Origin of the sequence: Bifidobacterium pullorum DSM 20433, assembly GCF_000771405.1 — a bacterium.
GTDB lineage: Bacteria > Actinomycetota > Actinomycetes > Actinomycetales > Bifidobacteriaceae > Bifidobacterium > Bifidobacterium pullorum.
In genome coordinates, this window is sequence record NZ_JDUI01000008.1 from 33,736 (window position 1) to 59,096 (window position 25,361).

Below are 25,361 nucleotides of genomic sequence, written 5' to 3' on the forward strand. Positions count from 1 at the left end.
GTGAACGGCATGGCGGACACCGCGAGTGGCGTCCGTGTGACATGGAGGACGACAATGGACGATGCAATGCAATCCCCGACGACCGCGGCCGGTGCCGCTCCCAGCGCCGAGACGACCGTGGCACGCTCCGGCGCGCTGATTCCGGGGCGCAGCCTGCTTGCGGGATGGCGGCATACTGCGCAATGGACGTATCTGATCATGCTGATCGCCTCGGCGACGGCGCTGTTCGCCTCGCTCGTGCTGTCGGCCGAGACGCTCCAGCTGGCGCGGCATCCGAGCGAGTCGCTCGGATGCGACGTCAACGGCGTGCTCTCCTGTTCGACGGTCGCCCAATCCTGGCAGGCGGAAATCGTCAAATTCGGCGGACTGAGCTACCCGAACGCGTTCTTCGGCATTGCGGCCGAATCGGTGTTCGTCACCATCGCCGTGATCGGGTTGTGCCAGGTGCGCGTGCCGCGCTGGTTCGCCGCCTGCACCTGGTTCGGCGGACTGGCCGCCCTGGCTTACGCCTACTGGTTGTTCAGCCAGTCGATGTTCGTCATCCACGCGCTGTGCCCGTGGTGCATGGTGCTGATGTTCTCCACCACCATCCAGTTCATGGCGCTTTCGCACGCCACCGCGGTGGTGCAGGGGCTGCCACCGAGGGGTGAGCGGCTGCGTAAGTATTACCGGCTCAACATCGATCTGATGATCGACGTGGTGTGGGTGCTCGCCATCATCACGCTGATTCTGGTGGTCGACGGGCCGGCGCTGTTCGCCTAGTCCAGGGTGATCCGTCCCACGATGGTGGCGGGGCCGGTGAGCAGGACCTCGGACTCGCTCACGTCGACGCGCACGATTCCGCCGCGCACCGTGATGTCCCAATGGTCGATTCCCGTGCGGCTGCGCAGCACCACACCGGTGGCGCACAGCCCCGTGCCGCAGGATAACGTCTCCCCGCAGCCTCGCTCGAACACACGCATCGTGGCCTTGCCGACGCCTTCGCCGGCGCTCTTGCCGTCCGCGGTGTCTGGCGCATCATCGATCCGCACGAATTCCACGTTCTGGTCGGATTCGATCACCGGATCCACCACCGGCTTGACGGTCAGGTCCAGCTCCCCGACATCCGGCAGCGTCGCGGCATCGCCCTGCACCGGCACCACCACATGCGGGTTGCCCATGTCCACGAACGTGCCCAGGCCCCGCCCCAGCGTGCCCGGGATCGTCACCGTATACGCGTCGGGCTCCCCCATGTTCCAAGCGCCCATCTGCACCTGGAACACATCCCTGCCGTACGGTTCCACGTCACCCAGCGAGGTCAGCGTCTTCACGCCGGCGCGGGTGCCCAGCCGGAACGGTTCGCCGCCCGGCCCGTCGGCGATCCCCTGCCGTTGGGCGAACAGCGTGATCGCCCGCGTGCCGTTGCCGCACATCTCCGCCAGCGAACCATCGGCGTTGCGGTAGTCCATGAACCATTCGGCGCCGCCATCCGCGCACGCGGCGATCCGGTCCGCGCTCAGGTCCGACACCATCCCGGGATGGGTCAGACGGATCAGACCGTCGCCGCCAATGCCGAAATGCCTGTCGCACAGGAACCGCACCTCGTCGGCGGTCGGCTCGAACCGGCCGTCCGGGTCCAGATACACCACGAAATCGTTGCCTGTGGCATGCGCCTTGAATACGTCCTGGGGAATGCTCATGCCTTAGAGCCTACCGCCACCTCAAGGCGGTGTCCCGTCCGTTGTCCGAATCGGGGGATTCCTACGCCTTCGGGGCATTGGTTACGTTCACATATTCCGAATCCCCCGATTCGGACAGCACGCGTGGCGCGCCCCATGCCAAGACACGGACCGTGCGGGTCGCATGGCGCGGGATGAGGCTACGCGGGCGGTATCCTGATAAAGCAGCATATGCAGCTATGGACGGCATGATTCGGCGACGAAGGAGTGGAAGGCATGGCATCAACGGCACCGATCGGGGTGTTTGATTCCGGATTGGGCGGCATTTCGGTGACGCGCGAGATCCACCGCGCCATGCCGCGCGAGCGGGTGTTGTATTTCGGGGATTCCGCGCACGCCCCCTACGGCACGAAGACGCCGGAGCAGGTGCGCGACCTGTCGTTCGACATCGTGGAACACTTCGTGAAACAAGGGGTGAAAGCGGTGGTGATCGCCTGCAACACCGCCACGTCCGCCGCGGCGAACGAGCTGCGTGAGACGTATGACATCCCGATCATCGGCATGGAACCGGCGCTCAAGGTGGCCTGCGACCGCGGGCATGGCCGGCGGCAACGCGTGATCGTGGCCGCCACGCCGCTGACGCTGCGCGAGCGCAAGTTCGCCGCGCTGATGGACCGGTTCAAGGCCGACCATACGATCCACCCGGAACCGTGCCCGGACCTGGTCTCGATCGTGGAGAGCGGACGGTTGGACGACCACGACCTGGTGATGCGCACGCTGCACGGCTACTTCGACCATTACGACCTGGATTCCATCGACGCCGTGGTGCTCGGATGCACGCATTTCGTGTTCTTCCGCGACTATTTCCGCGAGCTGCTGCCCGATTCGGCCGCCATCATCGACGGCAATGAGGGGACGGTGCGGCATCTGCACGTGGTGCTCGAATCGTTGGGCAAACTGGCGCCCGAGGACGCCGCGGGCGGCGTGGAACTGTCGAATTCCGACCCGTCCCCCCGCATCGCCACCCTGGCACAGGACCTCCTGCATCGTCAATAACCATCCCACCCGGCCCCACCCTTCCCCTACCCGGCGCCCTCCCCGTCGTCCCCACCCCGACACGCCCACCCCGTTTCGGACTCTGATGCATCGTGACCCTGACACAATTGTCAAAACCGCTATATTCCAAGGTTTTCAACTTGCATCACGGTCACAAAAGTGTCAGAGTCCGCAACGGGGTGGGCGTGTCGTGCAGATCGGCCGTCCGGCGGAAATGTCGAGACAGGGCGCGTAAGCTTGCCGTTTACAGTACGAAAGGGGTATGGCGATGACGCAGACGGCGCACAAGACGGCCATCATCGATGTAGGCGGCGGCTATCGCGCGATCTTCGGCGCAGGCGTGATGGACCGGTGCCTGGAGGACGGCATCGCGTTCGACAGCTGCTACGGCGTGTCCGCCGGCAGCGCGAACCTGACCTCCTATCTGGCCAACCAGCCCGGACGCAACCACACGTTCTACACCCAGTACGCCTTCCGCAAGGAATACGCCAGCACCGAGAACTTCCTCAAACACCGCAATTTCGTCGACCTGGACTACGTGTACAGCACGCTGAGCAACCATGACGGAGAGAACCCGCTCGACTACGAGACGTTCCTGAAGAACCCCGCCGAGTTCACAGTCGTCGCCTGCGACGCGCGCGACGGTTCCACCAAGTACTTCGGCTGGGACGACATGGGCTACGAGTCGATCGACCCGATCAAGGCCTCCAGCTCCGTGCCGGTGGCCAACGAACCGTATGTGATCGACGGTGTGCCGTATTACGACGGCGGCATCGCGGACCCGGTGCCGGTGCAGAAGGCCGTGGACGACGGCTGCGACCGCATCGTGGTGGTGCTGACCCGCTTGAAGGACGAGCTGCGCGAGCAGAAGAAGGACGTCGCCCCCGCGCGCGTGCTCAAGCATCTGTATCCTGCGGCCGCCGAGCGCCTGCTCAACCGCTACAAGACCTACAACGACGAGGTGGCGCTGGCCAAGGAGTACGAGAGGCAGGGCATTGCGCTGATTCTGGCGCCGGACGACCTGTGCGGCCTGAGCACGCTCACCAAGACCTATGAGGGATTGGAGCGCATGTACCGCAAGGGTTACGCCGCAGCCGCGCAGATCGGCGACTTCCTCGCCAGCTGACGGGGGGTTTCTCTGGATTTTCCCCGGTGCACGGCGTAGACTCGCGACGACCTAAGGAAAGCGAGCAGCCATGGAACTTTATGCCAACGCCCGGTTCCTGCCGATGACCGGCGAACATGACACCTTCGAGGCGATGCTGGTCGACGGCACCGGCACCATCGCCTTCACCGGCTCCCTGGAGGACGCCCGCGCGCACGCGAACCATCTGCGCGACACCACGCCGGATACGGCGCTGCGCGAGATCGACTGCGGCGGATACACCGTGATGCCCGGACTGATCGACCCGCATTCGCATTTCAGCGGCGCCACGCAATATTTCACGGCCGCCGACCTGAGCGGTGCGCGCGACTTCGACGACGTGATCCGACTGCTCGGCGAATTCGCGCAACGGCATCACTGGATGGAACGACACGGCCACACCCCCGTCGATACGGGGGTGATCCTGATCGGCGTCGGATTGGACGACAACGAGCTGACCGAAGGCCGCATGCCCGACCGGCGGGTGCTCGACCGCGTAAGCGACACCCTGCCGATTGTGGTCAACCATGTTTCCGGCCACAATCTGTCCTGCAACTCACGCATGCTCGAACTCGTCGGCATCACCGCGCAGACGCCGGATCCGACCGGCGGACGGTACCTGCGCGACTCGTCCGGCGCGCCGGACGGCCGCTGCGTGGAGCCTCCGGCCATGTCGCCGATCTTCACGTTCATCCAGGTCCACCAACGCTTCGAACTGCGCGATCTGCTCGGCGACATGCAGGATCTGTATGCGTCCAACGGCATCACCACCCTGCAGGACGGCGCCACCACTGCCCATGATGCGGCGCGGTTCGCGGACGCGGCCGAGCACGGGGATCTGCGGCTCGACCTGGTCTCCTATCCGATGTTCGGCGAGGACGTCGACGGCGTGTTCCGCAACTACGCCCGGTTTGACGGCCCCACCTACCGGAACCACTTCCGATTCGGCGGACGCAAACTGTTCATGGACGGCTCCCCGCAGGCCCGGACCGCATGGCTGAGTGAACCGTATACGCCGGGCCCGGAGGGTGAGGGATATCGCGGACATGCGACCGTGGACATGGATGCCGCGTACCGATTCGCACTGGCCGCCATCGACGAGGGGCATCAGCTGCTGTGCCATTGCAACGGCGACGCCGCGTCGGACGCGTATCTGGACCTCTACGAACGCGCCCTGCGGGACTCGACGAATCCGGACAAGCGGCGTCTGCGCCCGGTGATGGTGCACTGCCAGTTCGCCCGGCGTGATCAGTACGAGCGGATGCGCGGATTGGGGATGATTCCGTCGATTTTCGTGGCGCATACGTGGTATTGGGGCGACATCCACATCGCGAACATGGGCATGGACCGCGCCGCGGAGATCAGCAGGGTCCGCGATGCGCTGGACCTGGGACTGCCGTTCACGTTCCACACCGATTCCCCGGTGATCGAACCGAATCTGTTCGAGTCGGTCTGGTGCGCGGCGACCCGCGTGACCAAGGGCGGAGTCCAGCTCGACCCGGCACAGCGCGTGGGCGTCTACGAAGGATTGAAGGCGATAACGGTGAACGCCGCCCATCAGTACGGCGAGGAGTCCACCAAGGGCACGCTGACGCCAGGCAAACTGGCCGACCTGGTGATTCTGGACCGTGACCCGCTGGCGTGCAGCCTGTCCCCCGACTCCCCCGACAGCCTGCGTCGCATCGGCGTACTGGCCACGATCAAAACCGGCAAACTCGCATGGCAGCGCCAGTAGCGGAACAATCGCCCCGGTAACGAGAACGGCCCCTTCCCTGATATGGGAAGGGGCCGTTCTCCGATTATCGCACTGGTTCCACGGCCACGGCGCTGCGTCACGGCCGAACCGGTCGCAACACGGCGGACGGCGCTACTTGGTCTCGCCGGCGGTGAGCATGGCCTTGGTCACCTGCTCATAGAGATCCTGGTAACCGCCGGGCGTGGAGGCGGGCAGCACCACGGTCTTGGCGTTGCTCGACTCGGACAGCGAGCGCATCACATCCAGATACTGGTTGAACAGCACCACGTTGTTCACGTTGTTGATGTCCATGCCCACGGCCTGCAGGCTCTTGATCTGGTCGACGATGCCGTTGGCGATCTCGCGGCGGTAGTTCGCCTGGCCCTCACCCTGCAGGCGGGTCTTCTCGGCCTCGGCGGCGGCCTGCGTCTCGATCTGGATGCGCTGGGCCTCGGCGCGCTGGCGGGTGGCCTCCTTCTCGCGCTGGGCGGCGTTGATGGAATCCATCGCGCTCTTGACCTGCGGGCTCGGGTCGATCGCGGTGATCAGCGTCTTGACCACGGTGAAGCCGAAGCGCGCCATCTCGGCGCCGACAGTCTTCTGCACGTCGGAGGCCACATCATCCTTGCGCGCGAACGCGTCGTCCAGGCTCAGGGCCGGGATCGCGGAACGCAGGGCGTCCTCCATGTAGGAGCGCAGCTGGCCGGCCGGGTCGCGCAGCTCATAGTAGGCGGTGGCCACATCCTGCGGGTTCACGCGGAACTGTGTGGAGGCCACCACCGTCACAAACACGTTGTCGAGCGTCTTGGTCTCCAGCTGCACGTTGATCTGCGAGACGCGCATGTTCGTCTTCATCGCGATGCGGTCCACGAACGGGATCTTCACGTGGATGCCCGCGAACTGCACCTTGTTGAATTTGCCGAACCGCTCGATGATGTACGCCTGCTGCTGCGGCACGATGAACAACGATGCGGCGAGCACCGCGACGATGACGACCAGCACGACGATCACAGTCACAAGCGCCCCAAAATCCGAGCCAAACATGATGTCTCCTTCATGGCTCCGGCGCGGCACCGGTCGCCGCGTTCCGTGGCACCATCTTACCAATCGCGGCATCAGCGCGCGCCCAGCCCCGCCGACAAGCGGATGAACATCCGGTATCCGGCAGGGACCGGCCGATGCCCGTTCGCCCCGGCTCGTGCCCGCGCATGGCCGCGACCGACCAGCGGTGGCGAGACCCCGACTACAGTGGTCCGTATGAGAATCCGACATGCGACATTGGACGACGCCGCGGCGATCGCGGCGGTGGAGGCCGCCTGCTTCCCCGCGGCCGAAGCGGCGGACGAGAGCGAGGTGCGCGCCCGGCTGTCCGTGTATCCGAATCATTTCTGGCTGATGGTGGACGACGAGACGACGGACCGCGATGCGACGACGGTCCGGGATGGCAGGCTCGCCGCGTTCGTCAACGGGTTCACGACCGACGAACCGGACCTGACCGACGAGATGTACGAGAACGCCGCCATGCACGACGAACGGGGCGCCTGGCAGATGATCTTCGGCGTGGACACCGCGCCCGCATACCGCCACCACGGGTATGCAAGCGAGCTGCTGCGCGCGGCGATCGAGGACGCGCGCGACGCCGGCCGCGCGGGATTGGTGCTGACCTGCAAGGACCGGCTCATCGGGTTCTACGGGCGGCTCGGTTTCGCGAACGAAGGCGTCTCCGATTCCACGCACGGCGACGTGACCTGGTACCAGATGCGTCTGCGATTCCAGCCGCCTGCGGTGTGCGGCTAAACTGGCAGTAATGCGAGGAAAGGGGCGATGATGACCAAGGCCACGCTTCACGACGCGGTGTATGGGCAGGCGGTGGGCGATGCGCTCGGCGTGCCGTACGAGTTCCGTGCGCGCGGATCCTTCGACTGCACCGGCATGACCGGATTCGGCACGCATGACCAACCGGCCGGCACCTGGTCGGATGATACGAGCATGATGCTGGCGATTTGCGACAGCATCCGCATGACCGGCCGCATCGACTGCGACGACATCCGCGAGCGCTTCGTACGGTGGTACCGTCACGGCGATTACACGGTGGGCGGCACGTTCGACGTGGGCAACACCACGCGCGTGGCGTTGACGCAGGGGCATGGCCTGGCCGACGAATGGGACAACGGCAACGGGTCGCTGATGCGTACGGTGCCGTTGGCGTTCACCGCCGCCGGCGACGACGAGATCCGCGAGGTCAGCGCGATCACGCATGCGCATCCGGTTTCCTGCGACGCCTGCGTGCTGTTCGTGCACATCGCGCGGCTGCTGGCCGATGGGGCGACGCCGAGCGAGGCCGTGCATCGGGCGATCGATGCGGACTGCGCGACACTGCATGAGGATGTGATCGCAAGCCTGGCGGGAGAACACGCCTCCGCGCTCTCCCCCGGCGCCTCCACGGTCGGCAGGCTGCTGAGCCTGACCTCCGAGGACGGCATCAATTCGGGCGGATACGTGCTCGACACGCTCCGGGCGGCGGTCTGGTGCCTGCTGACGACCGAAACGTACGCGGACTGCGTGCGCAAGGCCGTGAACCTGGGCGCCGACACCGACACGACGGCGGCCGTGGCGGGGGCCCTGGCCGGCATCGCCTACGGAACCGACGCGATTCCGGCGCGATGGATGGAGACGCTGCGCGGCAAGGAGATCATCGAAACTGTGCTCTTCACGCCGCAAACCACTGCGTGACCTGCGTCTCGCTCACCGGCCGCAGATCCCACGAGTCCAATCCGACGTGCAGCGAATCCGCCGACCGTCCGGCCTTGGTGTGCTGGTGCGTATGTCCGAACAGCAGACGACGCCCGTCCCGGGGCAGCGCGTCGGGCGCGTATCCGGGATCGTAGGCGTTGTCGGACACGTCGCCGGTCGGGTCGCGGTAGCCGTCCATATCCTCCCGGTACGGGAAATGGCTGAGATGGTATGCGACGCCGTCGATGGCGACGGTTGCGCTGTCCTGGATGGTGGCGAAGGCGTGATGCCATGCGCCGTCCAACTCCCGGTGATGGAAGTTCACGTCATGGTTGCCGATGACCAAGTGCAGACGCTTGGCGTGGATGGCGTGCAGGCAGTGGCGGATGTGCTCCATCGAGGTGCGGTAGCCGACGTCGCCCATGATCCACAGCTCGTCGTCCGGCGTCAGCGTGGCGTTGATCGAGGCGACGACCGCCGCATCATGCGCGTCGGTATCGGCGATGTCCCGCATGCGCAGATTCCGGTCAGTGGCGGTCCGCTTGACATACCGGGTCGCCTCGGCGCGCCCCTGTTCCGCGACGATGCGGTCGTAGCCGGCCTTGATGTCGGGGATTGTGACGAACCCGCGCAGTGCCGACACCAACGGATGCCCGAAATGGGTGTCGGTCGTGAAATACATCGCCATCGTCGGCTCCTCTCTTCCTACAGCAGAAGCCTACCCGATTCGGCGCGAAGCCGCACCGCCGGCAGTCGGCCGGAATCGATCGCCTGGAATCGATCGTCCGGAAACGTCAGACGGCGATCATTCGTCGGCGATGGGCACACGCCACGCGCCGCCGGCCGCACGGTCGACCAGCAGCATCGACCCGTCGCCGATCGACACACCGCCGCGCGTCAGCGAATGCGTATCGCAGAACCACAAGTCGACGGGATTGCCGGCGCATGCACCGGCCGCGCTCCGCTGGAACAGGACGGTCGGCACCGGCGTATGACCGACGACCTGTCGGAATCCCGGCAGCGGATCGGCCGCCAGTTCCGTCCGGTCGGCCCAGCAGGGCGAGGGCGCGGCGGTGTCCCAGCCGCCGCGCGCCCGACCCACCATCACCCCGAACGGGCGGATGCCACCGCCGATATGACCGGCGGCGAACGCGTCAATCTGATCGGCGATCATCTCGGCGGACGGCGATTGCGGACGCGGCTCATCCGCAGCAGCCAGCCGCTCCCACATCCACTCGTACCAGCCGTGGGTCAGACCGGCGTGCGAGGCGAGCACGCCGGTGCCGGCGGCGTCGGTGAAGCCGAACATGAGCCGGGGTTTCATCATGCGCAGCAGATAATGCACGTCCGGGTACGCGGCAGGGTTGAAGCCGGGACAGGTGCCGGCGAACGCGCGGAAATTCGGCGTTCCGGAATCCACGTAGTAGGTCAGGTCGTGATTGCCGAGCAGCACCACCACACTGCGGGACTTGCGCTGGGACTCCACCCATGCGGCCAGGTATTCGAACGCGGCAATCTCGCCGGCGGACGAGATGCCCCACTCGTTGAGCAGGTCGCCCAACAGCACGATGGTGCCGGCGTCCACGCGGTCGGCCGTGCGTTCGACCAGCGGGCACAGGCGTTTGCCTTTGTCATGGATGTCGCCGCAGAACAGGATGCGGTCGGCGCGGGAGCCGCTTTGGCCCAAGCCTTTGCGCCAGAGGTCGGCGGGGCGAGGCGATTCGGGAGTGGCGTGCTGATCGGTCGACATGATTCCACGGTACACGCTCCGCGGAACGACGGGCAACCTCCGAAACATGGCATCGACTTTGCGGGTTCACGTCCCGCCGGGGTTCCCGCACAAGCTACGAGACACCGGCATCTCGCCGACGGCGGATAATGGCGATATGACTGCTGCGTATACAATTCGTCCGATTACGCCCGCCGATGATGCGGCGATGGCCGCGCTGATCCGCCGGAGCCTGGAGGATGCGGGACTGGACCGGCCGGGCACCGCGTACTGCGACCCACAGTTGGACCGGCTGGCGGAATATTACGCGGGATTGGAACGGCCTGGGGCGTATTGGGTTATGGTTGAGCGGCTTGTCGATGATGACGGTTGCGGCTCCGGTGATGCCGGTGGCGGCATCGGCTGCGGTTCCGGGGCGGATGGTTGCGATGCCTCCGGCCATGGCACGAATGATCGCAACGTATACGGCCTCAGTACGGACGGCATTGTCGTCGGCGGGGTTGGCATTGCGGCGTGGCCGGGGTCGAAGGATACATGCGAGTTGCAGAAACTGTATGTTGCGGCCGATCGGCGCGGACTCGGGTTGGGGCGGCGATTGCTGGAGAAGGCGCTGGCGTTTGCGGGCGAGCATTACCGGCGGTGCTACTTGGAGACGCATAGCTCGCTGAAGGCGGCCTGCGGATTATACCGGGCGATGGGATTCGAGTTTCTGGACGGGCCGCTGATCGGTGGAGAGCATTCGGCAATGGACATGTGGGCGGTGAAGGAGGTGGCATGCCGGCAAAGGAATAGTGCCGATAACTGACGCGACAGTCAGTTTTCCGAGGGTTCCCCCTTTTCCGAGGGTCCTCCCTCCGAACCCGTTGTCGGCGCTTGGAGGCGACGTAACGCGCGTATTCGGCGCGAAGCGAATCCGTGCTGCAGGGAATGCCGGCTTTGAGACGCTTTTACCCTCTCGGCTTACCCATTCTCGTTCAGCCGCCGGAAGGGGATACAGGCCGGTTTTTCTGTATATTTCCTCAAGTCGTTCTGGGTCAGTAACTGGTATCAGCTTGACTGGAGCAGAAGAAAAACCTTCAGTGGACATACGGTCATCCTAACAGCATGAGAACAGGTTGCAGTTCAAACCCCGTTGACTGGAACAAAGACAAGACATAACGAGCGGTCAAGGAAGATAGCTTCACCTGACCTTGTCATCGCGACGCAAGACGGGAATCTTGAGTATCGACTCAAGGCCATCGGAGATATGATCGTCAGAGCATGGTATGGATCCAGAAACGTAGATTACCCAAAGCAGATGGACAGTCCACACGGCGCATCTAACGAAGGACGAAGACAGGAACGAATATGGCAACGGATACGCAATGCAAAACCGCATACGGACGGCTAAGGCCATACTGCGATGGGAGCATCGAACCGGATGGACTTGAACTGTTGGACTCTGGCCTATCCGATGAGCCGTACTATGCGCTCAGCTGGCTCATAGCCGATATCCTCTCACACGATACGAGCGTTCCACTCGATACGCTGCTCGAAGCGTACGACATGCTCGAAGACCAAGACAAGGAAGAATACAGCCCCATGCTCGACCGTCGGATAAACACCGATTACTCATGAAGGCGAGCAGCCTTATCCCATAGAACCGTTGAAGTGAGGTCTTGAGATGGCGATCGATTATCTGATCCGGGTTACCGAGTGCGAGCCTTTGCCGGGGTATCGGCTTAGGGTCAAGTGTTCGGATGGCGTGTCAGGGGTTTTCGACATGTCCCGGTATTTGGAGCGTGGCATGTTCAAACGGTTGAAGGATACGAGTGTGTTCAATGTCGTGCGTCTGATTTTCGGTGCGCCGACGTGGCCGGGTGATATTGATATCGCGCCGGAGCGCGTGCGTTCCGATATGGTGTCCTGCTGACCGAGACGGTTTGATGGCGTCGCCCGCCCGAGGCCATAGGACACAGGAACAGGCCGAAACCGAGCACAAGCTCGGGCCAAAACGCGAGATGTTCAACAAAACGACGGCCGTTCGGCTTGTGAACAGTCATGCGCGGCAGATAATGGATAGCGCATTCCAGCAATCCGTGAAGCTGGTTGGCATGATGGGCAGGAGACACCGCAATGACGAAGAATCCTCGCACCGCGGAAGAACTGGAAACGATGAGCAACGACGAACTCGCCGAAGCTTACAAAGAGACATTCGGCGAATGTTACCCGTTCGAACCCACGTACTATCCGGTGAGCTTCCTTTACGGAGGCATCGAAGCTGATCCCGGCTTCCACGAGAAGGCCGTCAACGCGCTGTCGACCGGCGTGCCATTGCCAAGAATCGACTTGCAGGATAACCCCGATCCCGGCGTCCTCTACTAGCTCATTCCAGATAGACGTCGCTGATCTGTCCAACGGGTACAGCGCACAATCATCACGGCGTGAGGAATACAGCCAGGCACTGCGCGTGACCATCTCCAAGCAAACGTCCGCAACCCCCTCTCTGGCGTGTCGCAACAGGCTGAAACGAGTCTCCCCGGTCCACGAGAACATTGAGCCCATATAATAGAAGACGTGCTGGTATCGCATTTTAATGACTATGACCCGAAGTGGATTGCATTACATCGTGAAACAGGGCTTGTAGAGAAGATGCTGAATCTCGGCTTCATCTATTTGAGGAAAGCGGATTTCCGAAGTCAAGAGCGATATAACACCGCTTTCTTTAATATTACGATTGCTTTTGAGAGACTTTGCAAACTTATTATTGACTCAGAAGCATATGTGAATACAGGGCAATTTTTAACTAACGGAAAGCTGTCCAATTGGGGACATGATTTATCGAAACTGTATTGGCAAGTAGGCTCAGTAATGGAAGAATCGGGGCATGTAGTTAATGTGGCCACCCCCGAAGACAATGAGTTTTTAGAAGATGTTCTAAAATTCTTAACAGACTTTGCCAAGAAAGATCGCTACTATAATTTTATTTCTCTGGACAAGAGTGGTGCATCCGATCCAGTACGCAGATGGCGACGATTAGTTTTACGGTTTAAGCCACAGCAAAAACATCAGCCTTGGCAGAATGAGATGTTATTTATCGCAAAAGAGAAAGACAATGTACCTAATGAACTGAGGGATATATATTACTTTGATGAAGAAGGTAACATCATTCAAAGTAACGAGCAATGTGTGGAGTCTCTTTTTCAAAGCAACCATATACAGCTCGAAGGCAGTTCTTTTCTATATGTCATTATTAGATATTTAGTAGCTTGTCTTGATTCTTTCTCTGAAGCTGAGTATTCACAAGATAAAGTTGACTCTGGCTCAACGATATCTTCTTTTGGATCACGAGCTCAATTGGAAGCACGCTTTGCTCAGCCTCCAGTATTTAGGTTATTGAACTATGCAGAGTTCTTCCCTAATTTCCGTATGTCCGAAGAACAATATAGGGCTTGTTTACAAAAGGAAATTAGTGAGCAATGGTCTCAGTACCCCTGTGGAAAATAGCATGGAGAAATCTGCCTAATCCTCTGGAGTAATGCGGGAGGGACCGGGGAGGACGCCCCTCCCCGGCGTCATTACCTAGATTTTCAGTCGGTAGGGGCAGCCAGCTTTCGCCAGACGCTGCATTAGGTGGACAATGACAGCACTTTGCTTATCGGATGGAATCTTTGTCGGCATCGCGGCTGCAACGCTTACGCATCCTCGTTCTTTTTCATCGCCCTCGTCTTCGTCAAGAAGCCACTGAGCTACGTCTTTCCAGAACTTTGGGCCAGCGTTTACAACTGCTGCCGTGTATTCGATGCCGTTTGTTTCACGTTGATCTCGCGAGCTGCTTCGATTGCGCGACCACTCTTCCCGCGGGGAGATTAGCTTAGACAGCCAATCTTGGTCCCAAACAACATGCAATGCTTTCACTGCTTCCCAACAGCGTGGTTGCTTGGCCCATTCGCTGATGTTGCGGTAGCCCTGAGCTGGGTGCATGAGTACCGGGTGAACTGCGTCGGCTGCTTGGCGAATAGCTTTTCTGAATGGTTCGTCGAGTGACTGGGCATTCCAAATACGCTCGAAATCCACCTTTTTCTTAAGCTGACGGGCAGCTTCTGCTAGCAACCCGATGGTGAGCACAACATGCTGCGCTCGATAGCCGCCAGCTTCATACCATTCCATTTGAGGAATGATCTTTTCGGTGGCATCCCAAATGATCTTTTGCGCAATCAGCGTTTTGTAATAGTACTCGTTGAATTGGAGATCGTTCTCGGTCCATCGTTGTGCGATGTCCTTGGCAAATTCTGCAAAGTTCTTTTGAGCACCACGGTTAACAAAGTATGCTTTATCTGTCCAAACCATTGCATATTTGGCCAAATCGGTTTTCGCGAATTTCTGATTCTTTGGAAACTCCGCTAGGAACTTGTTCTTCTCGCCGCGAGTCAGATACGCTTGTGCATCGCCGTACTGTCCTCTAGCGCGTTCGTAGAACCACTTGGTTTGGTTGAAGGTTCCTTCTTGCGCAGGAGCCAAGATACGCCTAGAGAATTTCTCCATGCGTGCATGGAACGGATGGTTAGCGAACAGATCCGCTTGCGAAACTTTGTTCTGGCTGTTTGCGTACTCGGAAATGCGGGGGACAAGGTCCTCGGCTTTCTTTGGATTAACGATGCTGAGCTTCATTTGGACAAAGACTTTGCTAAGGTCTTTGCCGGCTCGGTAAGCAGCATATACGGATGCTGTGGTTTGTCCGCCATTAACGATCTGCAAATTGTCCAGAGAGAGAATGTTAAGGCCATCCGACGTCATCTCGGTCTCAATATGCTCAGCAGTGGCAGTCAGCCCATTATTGAATGAGAAGAAAAGTTCAGGTTCGCTTTCAAGCGTTCGTTTGATGCCCTTGTTGACATTGCTGCGGGCTTGCAAAAAGACTCGTACGTTTTGTTCGAGTAGTCTTGCTCCCCATCGGTCGTAGATACGAGCTAGATCTGTACCTGGCACAGCAGCCAAGTACACAGGATTCTCTGCATCTCTTGCGCTTGCCAGCAACGCACGTAGCGGATGCAGCGGCTTTTCATCAAAATGCACGTGCAAGGGCTCCTGGCCTGTTGCTGCTTTATTGAGCGTGAGAAGACGGTTGATGTCCCAAACGCTATATACGACGGAACGACCTTCGAAGTCCCCGGCTGTTTTGCCATCGATTCGGCTGCTGAGCACTTTGTTGGTCAACAGGTAGAGACGTATTTTAGTGATTCGGCTCCAGCGTGTGGCGATCAAGTCCGCAAGACCAAAGCCTGGGTCGGAAATCTCCAGTGATCGACGCCACTCAGGTTTAAGAGCACTGTGAAGGTAACGCATGAGACGGTTAAAAGTGGCGTTCATATCGCGGGTACCTAGCGTCTCGAGATCTCCGCCTTGGTGAAAGTCGAGAATGATAAGCCCCAACGTTAATGGTTCGTCAGGATCCCCGGTTGAGCGGCTTTCGAGAGGATCTCCACAGTATCCGTCTACACGCATCTGTCCATTAGCAGGCTGATAGCTGGAACGTACCGCTTCGTCGAACTCTCCGGCATCGATAAGGAAGTCGGCGAATTTGTCGAAGAAGATGTCTTCCTTCCAGCCGCCATTTTCAGACTCGTTGATGATATCTTGGAAAAAATCTTCCGAGAATTCTTCCAGCTCGGTTGTATCAGGCATTGCCGCCTCCCACGATCTTCAACAGTGCATCTTCGCTTATCTCGAATGTACCGCAATGGTTCAGGTTCACTTTGTAGGTGACGCTGGAAATTGCTGGATCAAGAGAACTTTCATCGATATGCGGGAAATTCTCAGGGACGATGAACTGTCGGATTGCTCCGATGCTCCATGCTGTTCCTGAGTAGTTGTCTGTCTCTTCAAAGCCGATTTGCGAGAGTTTAAGGTCAAATTCAAGTGCATCCAAAGGAGAATCAAGTAATGCGCGGGTTTGTCGGACATAATCGTTCAGCGAATGTCCTTCGGCCCGAGAAGGTTCTTGGTTTACTTCGACAACGTACAGGAAAAGCCTTTCGTTATCGTTTACGCTTAGCTGCGTTGCAGAGTTAATGGTTATAGTTGGTGTTCCGGCTCCTCTATTTGATTTCACTTCTATTGCTGTCTGTCCGAATGAGAAATCATGTACGGCTTGCTGCGGGCCGGTCCAGCTTTGCAATGCCGCTTTGGGAGTTAGTGATCTTAAAGCGATACGCTGAAAGCACAGGAGTTCGGCGATTAATCCCTTTTGTTCTTCTTCGGTTAGTCCTAACCTCTTACCTTGAAAGAAATAGGCCCAGCGCTCTAGCCGAAGTATGGTGGCATGGCGTTGCTGATTGACTGGCGCGGTTTGCAGTACCTTGATAATGTCAAGGCATACCTTGAGAAAGGCCTCGCTCATGGCCGGATCTTTCAAGGCTATAACCATGAGATGCCGGCCGCAGTCTTCGCCAGATGCAATGCCCTTGAAACGAGGCATGGGATTGATATACTGCTCATTGGCGTCGTATCCGATAAGCAACGCTGGACTACCCATTTCATCGAGAGACCAGTGCAAGTCTCGCTGCTGTGGATTAAGCGATTCATCAACACGTCTGCTCGCAAAATACGCATGTGATGATGTGCTGCGTATACCTTCCCACGGGTTGAAATCAGAGGTCTGGATCATCGTCATCGTTCTCTTCAATCTCAATATCATGTCCAATTTGATGTAGCATCACATCGTTATAGACATAGGTGACTTCTTCTTTGATGCCAATCTCAGGGAAACTGATGCTCCAGCCAACGGTTTCCTCGATATGGTCTGCAGAGGGCCAAATGGATCTATTCCCGCCGTTTTCAGGCTTAAGCCATTTTTCGAAGGTTTCCGCGTTTTTGAACTGAAGTGCTACAGGATGAATGATCAGCAATGGTTTGCGGCCTGGCACCTGCCGGTAGTAGATGTCGGACACATTTTTCTTATTGGGATTCTTGTCTCTGAAACGTGTCTCTGCCTGAGTGATTTGCTGCTCATCTAGAGGAGCTTTCTCTACTCCTCGGCTGGAAAGACGCATTTGAGACAAGTAGAAAATTGCCTTGTTCGTTCCGCGTCCAGGTGCTCGGCGCTCGCGTATTGTGCTATTACCAAAGGCAGTAAAACTGGCTGTTGTTTCCGCTGGATTGCCTGAAGTGATGAACACATCCCAATCGTCATGCCCATAGTCATCAAGCAGATTGATATGCCTGAGCAGGTATTCGCTGTTAGACTTCGGTGATTCATCTGAATTGCGGTAGCGGCTGATGTAATCGCGGATTAAGGTGCTGGGTACGTGACGCACTAGTTTGCCTGCTGGCTTCCCGTTGGCTTTTGAATAGTCCTTATCGGGAATGCAATGCTGCACCTGTAGTTTCTCTAGAAATTCTTGTGATAGTTCGTCGTTGTAGCGCAGCTTCGCAGGATCTCGGTCAAAAGCGGTTGTCTCAATGAATGCGCCATCCAGCTTGACTTTTGCAGGTTTAACCTCTGTTCCAGCTCCCATTTTGTTTCGAGCTGTGATCATCAATGTATCAGGACTGCTTTTAATCCTAAGACCGTACTCGCGCGGAGTTGAATGTGCGGTGCACATGGCTCGTACTTCATCGGTCAGCTCTGAAGTTGCGTTTGCCACATATGCATACCACCTTGCCGATTGTTCAGTCATCCAAATGCGACAGAGATCTTCATAGTTAAAGCGGTAGCCGAACCAGCGCGCCATCTGCATCAAGGAATCATAGGCTCGGGCATTACGCGCATAATACGATACCAGCAGGCCCTCAAGTGTTAATCCTCGGGACAATCGATATCCGCCGATGGCGATTATGCGTTGAGGGGACTTCGTATAATCCAATGCATCTTTGGATTGAGAGTTAATCTCTGCCAAGGTAATGGGTCGGATGGTTTCTTGCAGAACGCTGAGTACGTCGTTCCACGTGTATTGCAGATCTGAGTATTCATGCTCCCATATTTGGTGTAACTCACGCAATTTAGCAGATGAATTGAGCGCTATGTCACTCGGTAACGCAGCATAAGAATTGATAGAGCTGCGAAGTATGTCAACGTAGTCTTCGACGAGATAGTAGATGGAGTGTTGCACCGTTTTAAATGGGGACATGTTTATCATCATGGTCATATGCTCGTCTTCGTCGCCTGATAACACGCGAATTGCACAAGCTATGATGAAAGTATCGATGGCTTGTTCCAAGCTTTCGGGCAGTTCCTCCAAGACGTCACCGCTGCGGCGTTTAATTCCTTGACACTCATCATCGTCTAGGATCCAACGCACGAATTTAGGGTTCGGGTCGTCGATATCTCCGAATACCTTTTCGGCACCGAAGTATGCAGTTGATTGTTCCAATGTGTAGATGAAGCTTCGAGGGAAGATATCATCGCCAGCTTCTTCGTCGGTGCTTTGGGAATCAATTAGGACGTTCGCAAATGGCGTTGCGGTGTAACCTATGTATGCGCTCTGGCTGAATAGCCCTAGAATCTTGCGAATCTGGCCGTTGATTTTAGAAATATCTCCTTTGTCATACTTGACATTAATAGAAGCGTTGTCGGCTTCATCATCGATGAGCAGCAATGGGCCATCATCTTTACAATTGTCCTCAAGCCATATGGATATTTCACGCAAGGAATTAGCGTTTTTCTTGATGACGAATACAAGTGGTTCTTGAACATGACCGGACATTACTCCGCGCATAACATCTTCCGTGGCCTTATTAAAGTCACGAATTCTGGAAGTTCCGAGGAGAGGGTGACGTTGATGACCGATGCCTACTCCGACATTTTTTTTGCTGACGAGATCATAGCCTACGAAACCGTCCTCAATGCGCTCTTGAGTTTGGTTGCGAAGTACGTTGTAGATACCTGCCATGACGACGATGATTTTGTATCCAGCGTCAGCGGCCTTCGAAATGAGGCCAATGTAATTGGCTGTTTTACCGGATTGCACTGATGCTACTACAAGTCCACGGCGATCAAACGGTTCATCTGTTTTTGGGTTGGAGATGCCATCAAGAATATTGTCGGTGTCCTTGTCCATAGAACGAATGGTGTCTCTGGACCAGTGCTTCTTATTGCGAAGATATTCGCTATAACGGTTCCAATAAAACCAGTCGATATCTGGTTTCACTTGGTTCACCCAAGGTTTGACTTCATCGTCTTGGTAACGGAAACCAACTGGTTTCAGAAAATCTTCTTTTGTTTTATAGTCACGGATCAACTTATTGATAAAGGCAGATGGATCTTCCAGCTGCATAGATGAGAAATCAGGATACATTTCGGCCATTTTGAGCCATGTAAGAAAACATTGCTCAACAACGCTTTCGGTGACTGCATTAGCCCCTGAATCACGCTTCTTATCGAGATCGCGTTCGGCGTACTCGTAAATCCACTCAGCCATGAGTTTGATGTTGCTCATTGTTCCTCGATTCCTAGTGCGGCCAGCGTCTCGTTCCATCGGGTCTGATACGGCTCAATGGTTCGCATTGTATCCAAAGATTCTTCGTCGTTCTTGAACTGTTTGAGCGCAGCGAAGAATGTACGCGCGTTCCTAGAGAAATCTTCCGATTCCAATGCAGTTGCCGAAATGCTTTCGGCGTTATTGGACATGTCGTAGAACAATGCCTCCGTCGGCAGCATGGCTCCGATGAGAGCGATGAGCGAGTCAAATTGCTTCTGATTCTCCTCGTCAAGGCCCTCTCTGAAATTTTTCAGGACGGGATGCTCGGTGTTGATGCTGTAAGTGGTTTTCTCGCCATTTTCGGTTCGGTTCCAAACAGGATAGACAGTGGGGCTGGTCAGACGCGCCCCCCTGCGCCTGTACACCTTACGGGAAGGCGCGCCTATTGTCTGGATTAGAGACTTTACTCGGCGACGAACGGTTTCAGGCATTTGCGCAGAAACCTTCTTAACGTCGATTTTCCAGACTTCATCCTGATCGGTGCCAATGTCGATTTTTACGCGGGTCAGCTGTGTGAGAGCCGTTTTCTTGGCCAACCCAAACCATGTGCCAAAAATGATAAGGCGCTTAGCCCTGTAAAGGTATACACCTTGGTTGCGCAAGTAGCCGCCTGGCAGACCGTAGCGGTCATATTCGCGCTTGTCTTCGTAAGTCGAAATATGTGGAAGCGTGAATGAACGTAACGCAACGCCTGGGCACACTATTTCTTCCGGAGATGCCTGAGTGGCATCATTGGCGATATTAAACGGGTCAATGGGGTCAAGAGAACGTCCATTGACGGATATTTTGACTTTCTGGATACCTTTTTCCCCAGAGAGGAACCTATGGAAGACCAAGGATAAATGGTCCTGAGCTTCGCTGACTATGCGTGCATAGTCCACTTTTCCGGAACCATTGTCTCCAGTTAATCGATCGACCTTTTCCCAAAGAACCAGCGTTCCGGTGGGAGGCAGCTCGTCGAATGTAAATATGCGTTCGAAGTCGGCTCTCTCTAGAACAGACCATGAGTTTTCTCGAACAACGGTGTCGAGATCCCAAGTGAAAGCAACTGTCTTGCCATGTTGCCGCGATGCGACGGTTAATCTACGGCATTGTGAAAATGAAGCAGTTTTCAGTCCTAGTCCGAAGCGTCCCAGATCGCCGATTGCGCGTTCGTCTCTTGGATTGGTGCTGCCCAAGCGCATGGCTTGTAGAAGGTCCGAGCGATTCAAACCATCGCCGTCGTCAATGATGGCAACTTTGAAGGAATCTTCTATTGGCAGCGCAAAGACAGATATCTCCCGTGCATGAGCAGTGATGGAGTTGTCAATGATGTCAGCAAGCGCGCTGTCGAAGGAGTATCCGATGTCGCGGAGACTCTCAATCAGAATGCCAGGCTCAGGAGTCAGCTCGATTTCATTAGTCACTTCACCGTAGTTCCTTCCCCATGTCTGGGTTTTCCCAGTATATAGTGGAAATGGTTCTGACTGGCGGATTTCTGCCCATATTGCTGTGTCTGTCAAGGGCGGATGCGCACTTCCCTCCATGCATGCTGCAATTGGTCAAAGTAGTCGTCTGCGGGGATATGTAGACACTGGGCTACGACCTTTGCAATCTGGTTAGCGAGTAGAGGCGGCACGGCGTTGCCGACTTGCTGATACTGGGCCGTACGGTTCCCCTCGAAGAAGTAGTCATCAGGAAAAGTCTGTAGACGTGCAGCTTCACGTACCGTTAGGCTGCGGCACTGCCGGAAGTCGGGATGGATAAAGTAGTGGCCATCCTTGGAAATGTGCGACGTGACAGTTGTGGAAGGGCGGTCGTACATCTGAACTCGGAAACGGTCAGCGAACTCCACGGCTTTAAGGTCTTTGGAATCGGCGACGTTCTTATGTGCTGGCAACAGGTATGTAGGGAAATCCTTGAGTTTGGCTGGTTGCCCGTGTACTTGGGCGAAAGCGGCACAGAACAGGTAACGATCGAGGTCCTTTGCCATATGGGACCGTGCGGAATGATTGGTAAGCACGTTGCTATTAACGTCATTTAGTCGTTCTCGATACCAGCCGGCAAGAGATGTGAAGATATCAGAGCGTCGCACATGGTCGTCGGACGTGAAAGCCGGAAGGTCGCCAAACCTGATTTCAGAGAGCTCTTCAGCTAGCTCTGTATCCGGGTAATGCTCCGAGATATGATGAGCGGCTTTCAATATGTAGTCAGCCCAAGAACTGTGCACTTCCTCTTTGCTGCGTCGCGAGAAATCACTGCGCAATAAGGGGATGCCTGCCAAGGCTTCTCGAACGGTTTCCTCGGGGTGTCTCTTAAGTTGGGCTGGGTCCACATCTAGGTCATTGCGAATTCCAAGAAGAATGACGCGGTGCCTGGCTTGTGGAATTCCATACCGTTCCGCCTTAACTACATAGTCTGAGGGTTTTTGCGGATTGGCAACCACTAGGGAATGAATCGTATATCCAGCTTCCTCAATATCGGCACGAATCATGCCAAGCACACCCTGATTATGCAGCTGCGCTGAAAGAATGCCTTTAACATTCTCCATCACAAACACGTCAGGTTGGATAGCGTTCAAGAACTGGAGATAGCACTTGTAGAGAGTTTGTTTGTCGTCGGCTTGGAGCTTTTCTTTTTCATGCGAGCGCCTTGACCGTCCTACTAGGGAATATGCTTGGCACGGAGGGCCGCCAATGATAACTTTTGGGCCGCTATAACCTTCTAGACGTTTGAGTGCCTCTTGGACTAAGGCATCATCACCTTCCACCAAAGTGGCTTGGACTGCCTCATGATCTGCTTCAGCCCATTGGTCTGGAAATGCGTTTTGCAGCTTGGAAAGTTGAGTTGCTGTTGGATTTTCCATGTAATCTATGTACTGCCGTGGGATTCTGCCTTCGGTGTCATAGATCTTACGGAAGAACGAACGCAGTCGAAGCGTTTTATGAGCCGAAGATTCCATTTCTACGGACATAAGAATCTGAAAGATACGTTCGCCGGTGGAGTCGGTCAGGGAAGAGAATCCTTCCCCGAGCCCTCCGGGGCCTGCGAACAGATCAATAATGGGAACCCTCTTGCGCACATCGTCACCTTTCCTAGTGTATCCAGGATAGCGTTTAGCCTGGAAAACACCAGGAAAGGCGACAATACTTTCAAGTATTTTGTGGCCTGTGTCCGCATAACGCGCTAAACGAGCGCCGCACTAGCCGTTGTATTCGATATGCAGACCGGGATCGCTTTCGTATTCGCCAATGATTTGGTTGTAAGCCTTGACTAGACGCGAAGGAGTTTCATGGCGACGTAGCCGCGGGTGGGCTGATAGTGACGCATACACACCAGTGCGATGTTGTGCAGGACGCGGTCCCCCTGTCTGCTGCAGCCCCCTATCGTCGCACAACGACAAACGCACAACCAGATCGGCTGAGACATACTCCACATTTGAATGCTTTCCCAAGAAGCAAACCGGAAGATAACCCCTCGACGTATATGCCAAGCTTGAAAGCTGGTCACGTGAGATCTCCCGGCTGCTTAGTCAGCATACTCCACATGCGCGAACTCGGGCACTTTATACCATTTGACCGGGTAGCCGGCGCCATGGGCACAGAACACGGAATCGGGGGTATTGTCCAAATCCGCTTCCGGATCGTAGTGCGCCTCGCGTACCACGCGCTCCTCGTCATGGCACGGGCGATAGCCGGCGAATGTGCAGCTCAATCGCCCGCGACCGTGCGTGTACGCGTTCACGTCCATCGCGTAGTCACGCATCTCCGAGACCGGGCATTCCCCCGTCAGCACGGCGTAATCGGTATCCATCGCGGAACCTGCTGACGCAGCCGTGCCAGAGCCGAATCCAGCGCCCGTATCGTCACCCATCTCAAACGTGCCGGCCATGCGCTGAATATCGGACATCGCCCGGCCGACCATATCCTGCGGCACCTCCAATCGGAACCGGTACCACGGCTCCAGCACACGGCAATACCCGCGCCCCTTGTCCATCGCCTCCTTCACAAACGCGGCATCGGTCTGCCCTTCCGCCGCCGACGGCCGGCCTTCCACGCCCACGCGCAGCTCCATCAGCCCCTGCCGAATCGCCCGGTATGTGGCCTGGCGGAAATCGCCGCCTTCCGTATGCTTCAGGTGCGCGCGGCCACCCACCAGCGTCAGTTTGACATCGGTCAGCGGCGCGCCGATCAGTACGCCCAAGTGCTCACGCTCCCCCAGATGCGTCATGATCAGCCGCTGCCAGTTGCGGTCCAGCACGTTCTCACTCACCGCGGTCGCGATCCGCACACCGCTGTCCGGCTCGCCCGGCTCCAGCCGGATGTGCGCCTCAGCGTAATGCCGCAACGGTTCGAAATGGCCCACACCCTCGATCGGTGTCGTGATGGTCTCCCGGTACAGGATGCCGCCCGGACCAAACACCACATCCAAGCCGAACCGGTCGTGCAGTTCCTGTTGGATGATTTCCAGCTGCACGGCACCCATCAGCTGCACGTGCACCTCGCGCAGCCGCTCCTGCCAGACCACGTGCAACAGCGGATCCTCATCCTCCAGTTCACGCAGCGCGGTGATGACCTTGTGCAGGGTCAGATCGTCGAAGCTCGGCATCGGCGGTGCGGCGGAATCCGCTTCGGATTCAACGTTCTTCGATTGCTCGTCGTCCGATTCCTCGCCCTGCTCCGTCGACGTCGACACTGCCGTGCGCGCCGCAGCGGCACGTTCGGCGAGCGCATCCAGATCGGTGTCGGGCGGCAGCACCGTGTAGGTGAGTACCGGTTGGATGGTGGGCGATTCCGCGTCGGGTTCGATGCCGAGTCCCTCACCGGGGAAGGTGCGGGTCAGACCGGTAACTGCACAGACGCTTCCGGCGGGAATGTCGGTGGCGATGTCGAATTTGGCGCCGTTGTAGACGCGGACCTGGTCGGCCTTCTCCTGCCACGTGCCGTCAGCGTCAGCGAGCAGGGCCTTAGCCTTGAGAGCGCCGCCGGTGACCTTGAGCCAAGTCAAGCGATTGTGTTGGGCGTCATGGGAGATCTTGTAGATGCGCGCGCCGAATTCCGCGGGCCATTGCGGTTCGCGCACGTAGGCCTCCAATCCGGCCATGAATTCGTCGACGCCGTCGACTTTCAGGGCGGAGCCGAAGAACACCGGGAACAGCTTGCGTTCGGCGATCATGGTCCGCAGCCGCGCCAAGGTGATGCCGCCGGTTTCCAGGTACTCGTCCATCGCCGATTCGTCGAGTGTGGCGACGTTCTCGGCATCCTCCGCCTGCCGCCATTGGGCAGCTTCGATGAGCGGCACGGAGCCGGAGATACCGGAATCCGGAGCAACCATCGGCAGTTCATAGACGGCGTCGGACAGGCGACGGCGCAAATCGGCGAGCGCCGCGGATTTGTCCGCGCCGGCGGCATCCATCTTGTTGACGAAGATGAAGGTGGGCACCTGATATCGGGCGAGCAGTCGCCACAGGGTTTCGGTGTGGCCTTGCACGCCGTCGGTGCCTGAAACCACGAGAATCGCGTAGTCGAGTACGCGCAGCACCCGTTCGGTTTCGGCGGCGAAGTCCACGTGGCCGGGGGTGTCGAGCAGCGTGAGGTCCAGATTGCCGCAGCGCACGGATGCCTGGTGGGCATGGATGGTGATGCCGCGTTGTTTCTCCAGCGATTCGGTGTCGAGGAAGGCGTCGCCGTGGTCCACCCGCCCAAGTTTGCGAATGCCTCCGGAACGGTAGAGCAATGCTTCGGACAGCGTGGTCTTGCCGGCATCCACATGCGCCAGGATTCCCGCCACAATATGCGTCATGACATCCGCTCCGATCCCTCGTCACCGACATATGGGGAAAGTCCCCGATTGGTTCGGGGACTTTCCG

Annotated in this window: 21 protein-coding genes; 11 read left to right on the forward strand and 10 right to left on the reverse strand. The window is 57.7% G+C overall.

The window, feature by feature from the left end; all coding sequences use genetic code 11:
* The first annotated feature begins 66 nt into the window (after positions 1–66).
* Complete coding sequence (locus OU11_RS04670) at positions 67–762, forward strand: vitamin K epoxide reductase family protein (protein ID WP_081963474.1); 696 nt, start codon at positions 67–69, stop codon at positions 760–762.
* Here the strand turns inward: OU11_RS04670 and dapF are convergent.
* On the reverse strand, positions 759–1,679 hold the full coding sequence (gene dapF, locus OU11_RS04675; RefSeq protein ID WP_033514786.1) for a diaminopimelate epimerase: 921 nt from the start codon (positions 1,677–1,679) through the stop codon (positions 759–761). The two genes, OU11_RS04670 and dapF, sit on opposite strands and share 4 nt — an antisense overlap.
* 255 nt (positions 1,680–1,934) lie before the next feature.
* On the opposite strand from dapF, the gene murI reads away from it, so the two are divergent.
* The 3 genes from murI to OU11_RS04690 all read left to right on the forward strand — a co-directional run bounded on the left by murI (position 1,935) and on the right by OU11_RS04690 (position 5,593).
* Positions 1,935–2,714, forward strand: coding sequence for a glutamate racemase (gene murI / locus OU11_RS04680; protein WP_033514788.1), 780 nt, complete (start codon positions 1,935–1,937; stop codon positions 2,712–2,714).
* Positions 2,715–2,976: 262 nt separating this feature from the next.
* Positions 2,977–3,840, forward strand: coding sequence for a patatin-like phospholipase family protein (locus OU11_RS04685; RefSeq protein WP_081963446.1), 864 nt, complete (start codon positions 2,977–2,979; stop codon positions 3,838–3,840).
* Positions 3,841–3,910: 70 nt separating this feature from the next.
* Complete coding sequence (locus OU11_RS04690) at positions 3,911–5,593, forward strand: amidohydrolase (RefSeq protein ID WP_033514792.1); 1,683 nt, start codon at positions 3,911–3,913, stop codon at positions 5,591–5,593.
* Positions 5,594–5,725: 132 nt separating this feature from the next.
* Here the strand turns inward: OU11_RS04690 and OU11_RS04695 are convergent, their stop codons facing one another.
* On the reverse strand, positions 5,726–6,637 hold the full coding sequence (locus OU11_RS04695) for an SPFH domain-containing protein (protein ID WP_033514794.1): 912 nt from the start codon (positions 6,635–6,637) through the stop codon (positions 5,726–5,728).
* Between the two features lie 213 nt (positions 6,638–6,850).
* On the opposite strand from OU11_RS04695, the gene OU11_RS04700 reads away from it, so the two are divergent.
* Both OU11_RS04700 and OU11_RS04705 read left to right on the forward strand, forming a co-directional pair.
* Positions 6,851–7,390 (forward strand): GNAT family N-acetyltransferase, encoded by a 540-nt coding sequence (locus tag OU11_RS04700; RefSeq protein WP_033514796.1) that lies wholly within the window; start codon positions 6,851–6,853, stop codon positions 7,388–7,390.
* A 30-nt stretch (positions 7,391–7,420) separates the two neighbouring features.
* On the forward strand, positions 7,421–8,326 hold the full coding sequence (locus OU11_RS04705; protein ID WP_033514970.1) for an ADP-ribosylglycohydrolase family protein: 906 nt from the start codon (positions 7,421–7,423) through the stop codon (positions 8,324–8,326).
* Here the strand turns inward: OU11_RS04705 and OU11_RS04710 are convergent.
* Together OU11_RS04710 and OU11_RS04715 are read right to left on the reverse strand one after the other, a co-directional pair.
* Positions 8,304–9,014 (reverse strand): metallophosphoesterase family protein, encoded by a 711-nt coding sequence (locus tag OU11_RS04710; protein ID WP_052122640.1) that lies wholly within the window; start codon positions 9,012–9,014, stop codon positions 8,304–8,306. The genes OU11_RS04705 and OU11_RS04710 overlap by 23 nt on opposite strands.
* A gap of 117 nt (positions 9,015–9,131) precedes the next feature.
* On the reverse strand, positions 9,132–10,076 hold the full coding sequence (locus tag OU11_RS04715; RefSeq protein WP_033514798.1) for a metallophosphoesterase: 945 nt from the start codon (positions 10,074–10,076) through the stop codon (positions 9,132–9,134).
* 187 nt (positions 10,077–10,263) lie between these two features.
* Between OU11_RS04715 and OU11_RS08650 the strand changes: the two genes are divergently transcribed.
* From OU11_RS08650 to OU11_RS09165, 5 genes are all read left to right on the forward strand, one after another.
* Positions 10,264–10,860: a GNAT family N-acetyltransferase gene (locus OU11_RS08650; RefSeq protein WP_161782759.1), complete on the forward strand. Its 597-nt coding sequence runs from the start codon at positions 10,264–10,266 to the stop codon at positions 10,858–10,860.
* A gap of 542 nt (positions 10,861–11,402) precedes the next feature.
* Positions 11,403–11,672 carry a hypothetical protein gene (locus OU11_RS04730; protein WP_033514800.1) on the forward strand — a complete coding sequence of 90 codons (270 nt, stop codon included), beginning with the start codon at positions 11,403–11,405 and terminating at the stop codon, positions 11,670–11,672.
* 46 nt (positions 11,673–11,718) lie between these two features.
* Positions 11,719–11,967: a DUF2442 domain-containing protein gene (locus tag OU11_RS04735; protein ID WP_033514802.1), complete on the forward strand. Its 249-nt coding sequence runs from the start codon at positions 11,719–11,721 to the stop codon at positions 11,965–11,967.
* A 203-nt stretch (positions 11,968–12,170) separates the two neighbouring features.
* Positions 12,171–12,419 (forward strand): hypothetical protein, encoded by a 249-nt coding sequence (locus OU11_RS04740; RefSeq protein ID WP_033514804.1) that lies wholly within the window; start codon positions 12,171–12,173, stop codon positions 12,417–12,419.
* Positions 12,420–12,611: 192 nt separating this feature from the next.
* Positions 12,612–13,541, forward strand: coding sequence for a hypothetical protein (locus tag OU11_RS09165; protein ID WP_152597070.1), 930 nt, complete (start codon positions 12,612–12,614; stop codon positions 13,539–13,541).
* A gap of 75 nt (positions 13,542–13,616) precedes the next feature.
* Here the strand turns inward: OU11_RS09165 and OU11_RS04745 are convergent, their stop codons facing one another.
* The 6 genes from OU11_RS04745 to OU11_RS04770 all read right to left on the reverse strand — a co-directional run bounded on the left by OU11_RS04745 (position 13,617) and on the right by OU11_RS04770 (position 25,294).
* On the reverse strand, positions 13,617–15,719 hold the full coding sequence (locus OU11_RS04745) for an AIPR family protein (RefSeq protein ID WP_033514807.1): 2,103 nt from the start codon (positions 15,717–15,719) through the stop codon (positions 13,617–13,619).
* Positions 15,712–16,707 carry a PD-(D/E)XK motif protein gene (locus tag OU11_RS08955; RefSeq protein WP_161782760.1) on the reverse strand — a complete coding sequence of 332 codons (996 nt, stop codon included), beginning with the start codon at positions 16,705–16,707 and terminating at the stop codon, positions 15,712–15,714. The genes OU11_RS04745 and OU11_RS08955 overlap by 8 nt, the downstream gene beginning before the upstream one ends.
* Positions 16,685–19,471: a Z1 domain-containing protein gene (locus tag OU11_RS04755; RefSeq protein WP_052122644.1), complete on the reverse strand. Its 2,787-nt coding sequence runs from the start codon at positions 19,469–19,471 to the stop codon at positions 16,685–16,687. Before OU11_RS04755 ends, OU11_RS08955 begins: the two co-directional genes overlap by 23 nt.
* Positions 19,468–20,919 (reverse strand): ATP-binding protein, encoded by a 1,452-nt coding sequence (locus tag OU11_RS04760; RefSeq protein WP_033514811.1) that lies wholly within the window; start codon positions 20,917–20,919, stop codon positions 19,468–19,470. The genes OU11_RS04755 and OU11_RS04760 overlap by 4 nt, the downstream gene beginning before the upstream one ends.
* Before the next feature lie 92 nt (positions 20,920–21,011).
* The gene (locus OU11_RS04765) at positions 21,012–22,574 is read right to left on the reverse strand and encodes a DNA cytosine methyltransferase (protein WP_052122646.1); all 1,563 of its coding nucleotides are present in this window, start codon (positions 22,572–22,574) and stop codon (positions 21,012–21,014) included.
* 446 nt (positions 22,575–23,020) lie between these two features.
* Complete coding sequence (locus OU11_RS04770) at positions 23,021–25,294, reverse strand: elongation factor G (RefSeq protein WP_033514813.1); 2,274 nt, start codon at positions 25,292–25,294, stop codon at positions 23,021–23,023.
* Positions 25,295–25,361 lie beyond the last annotated feature (67 nt).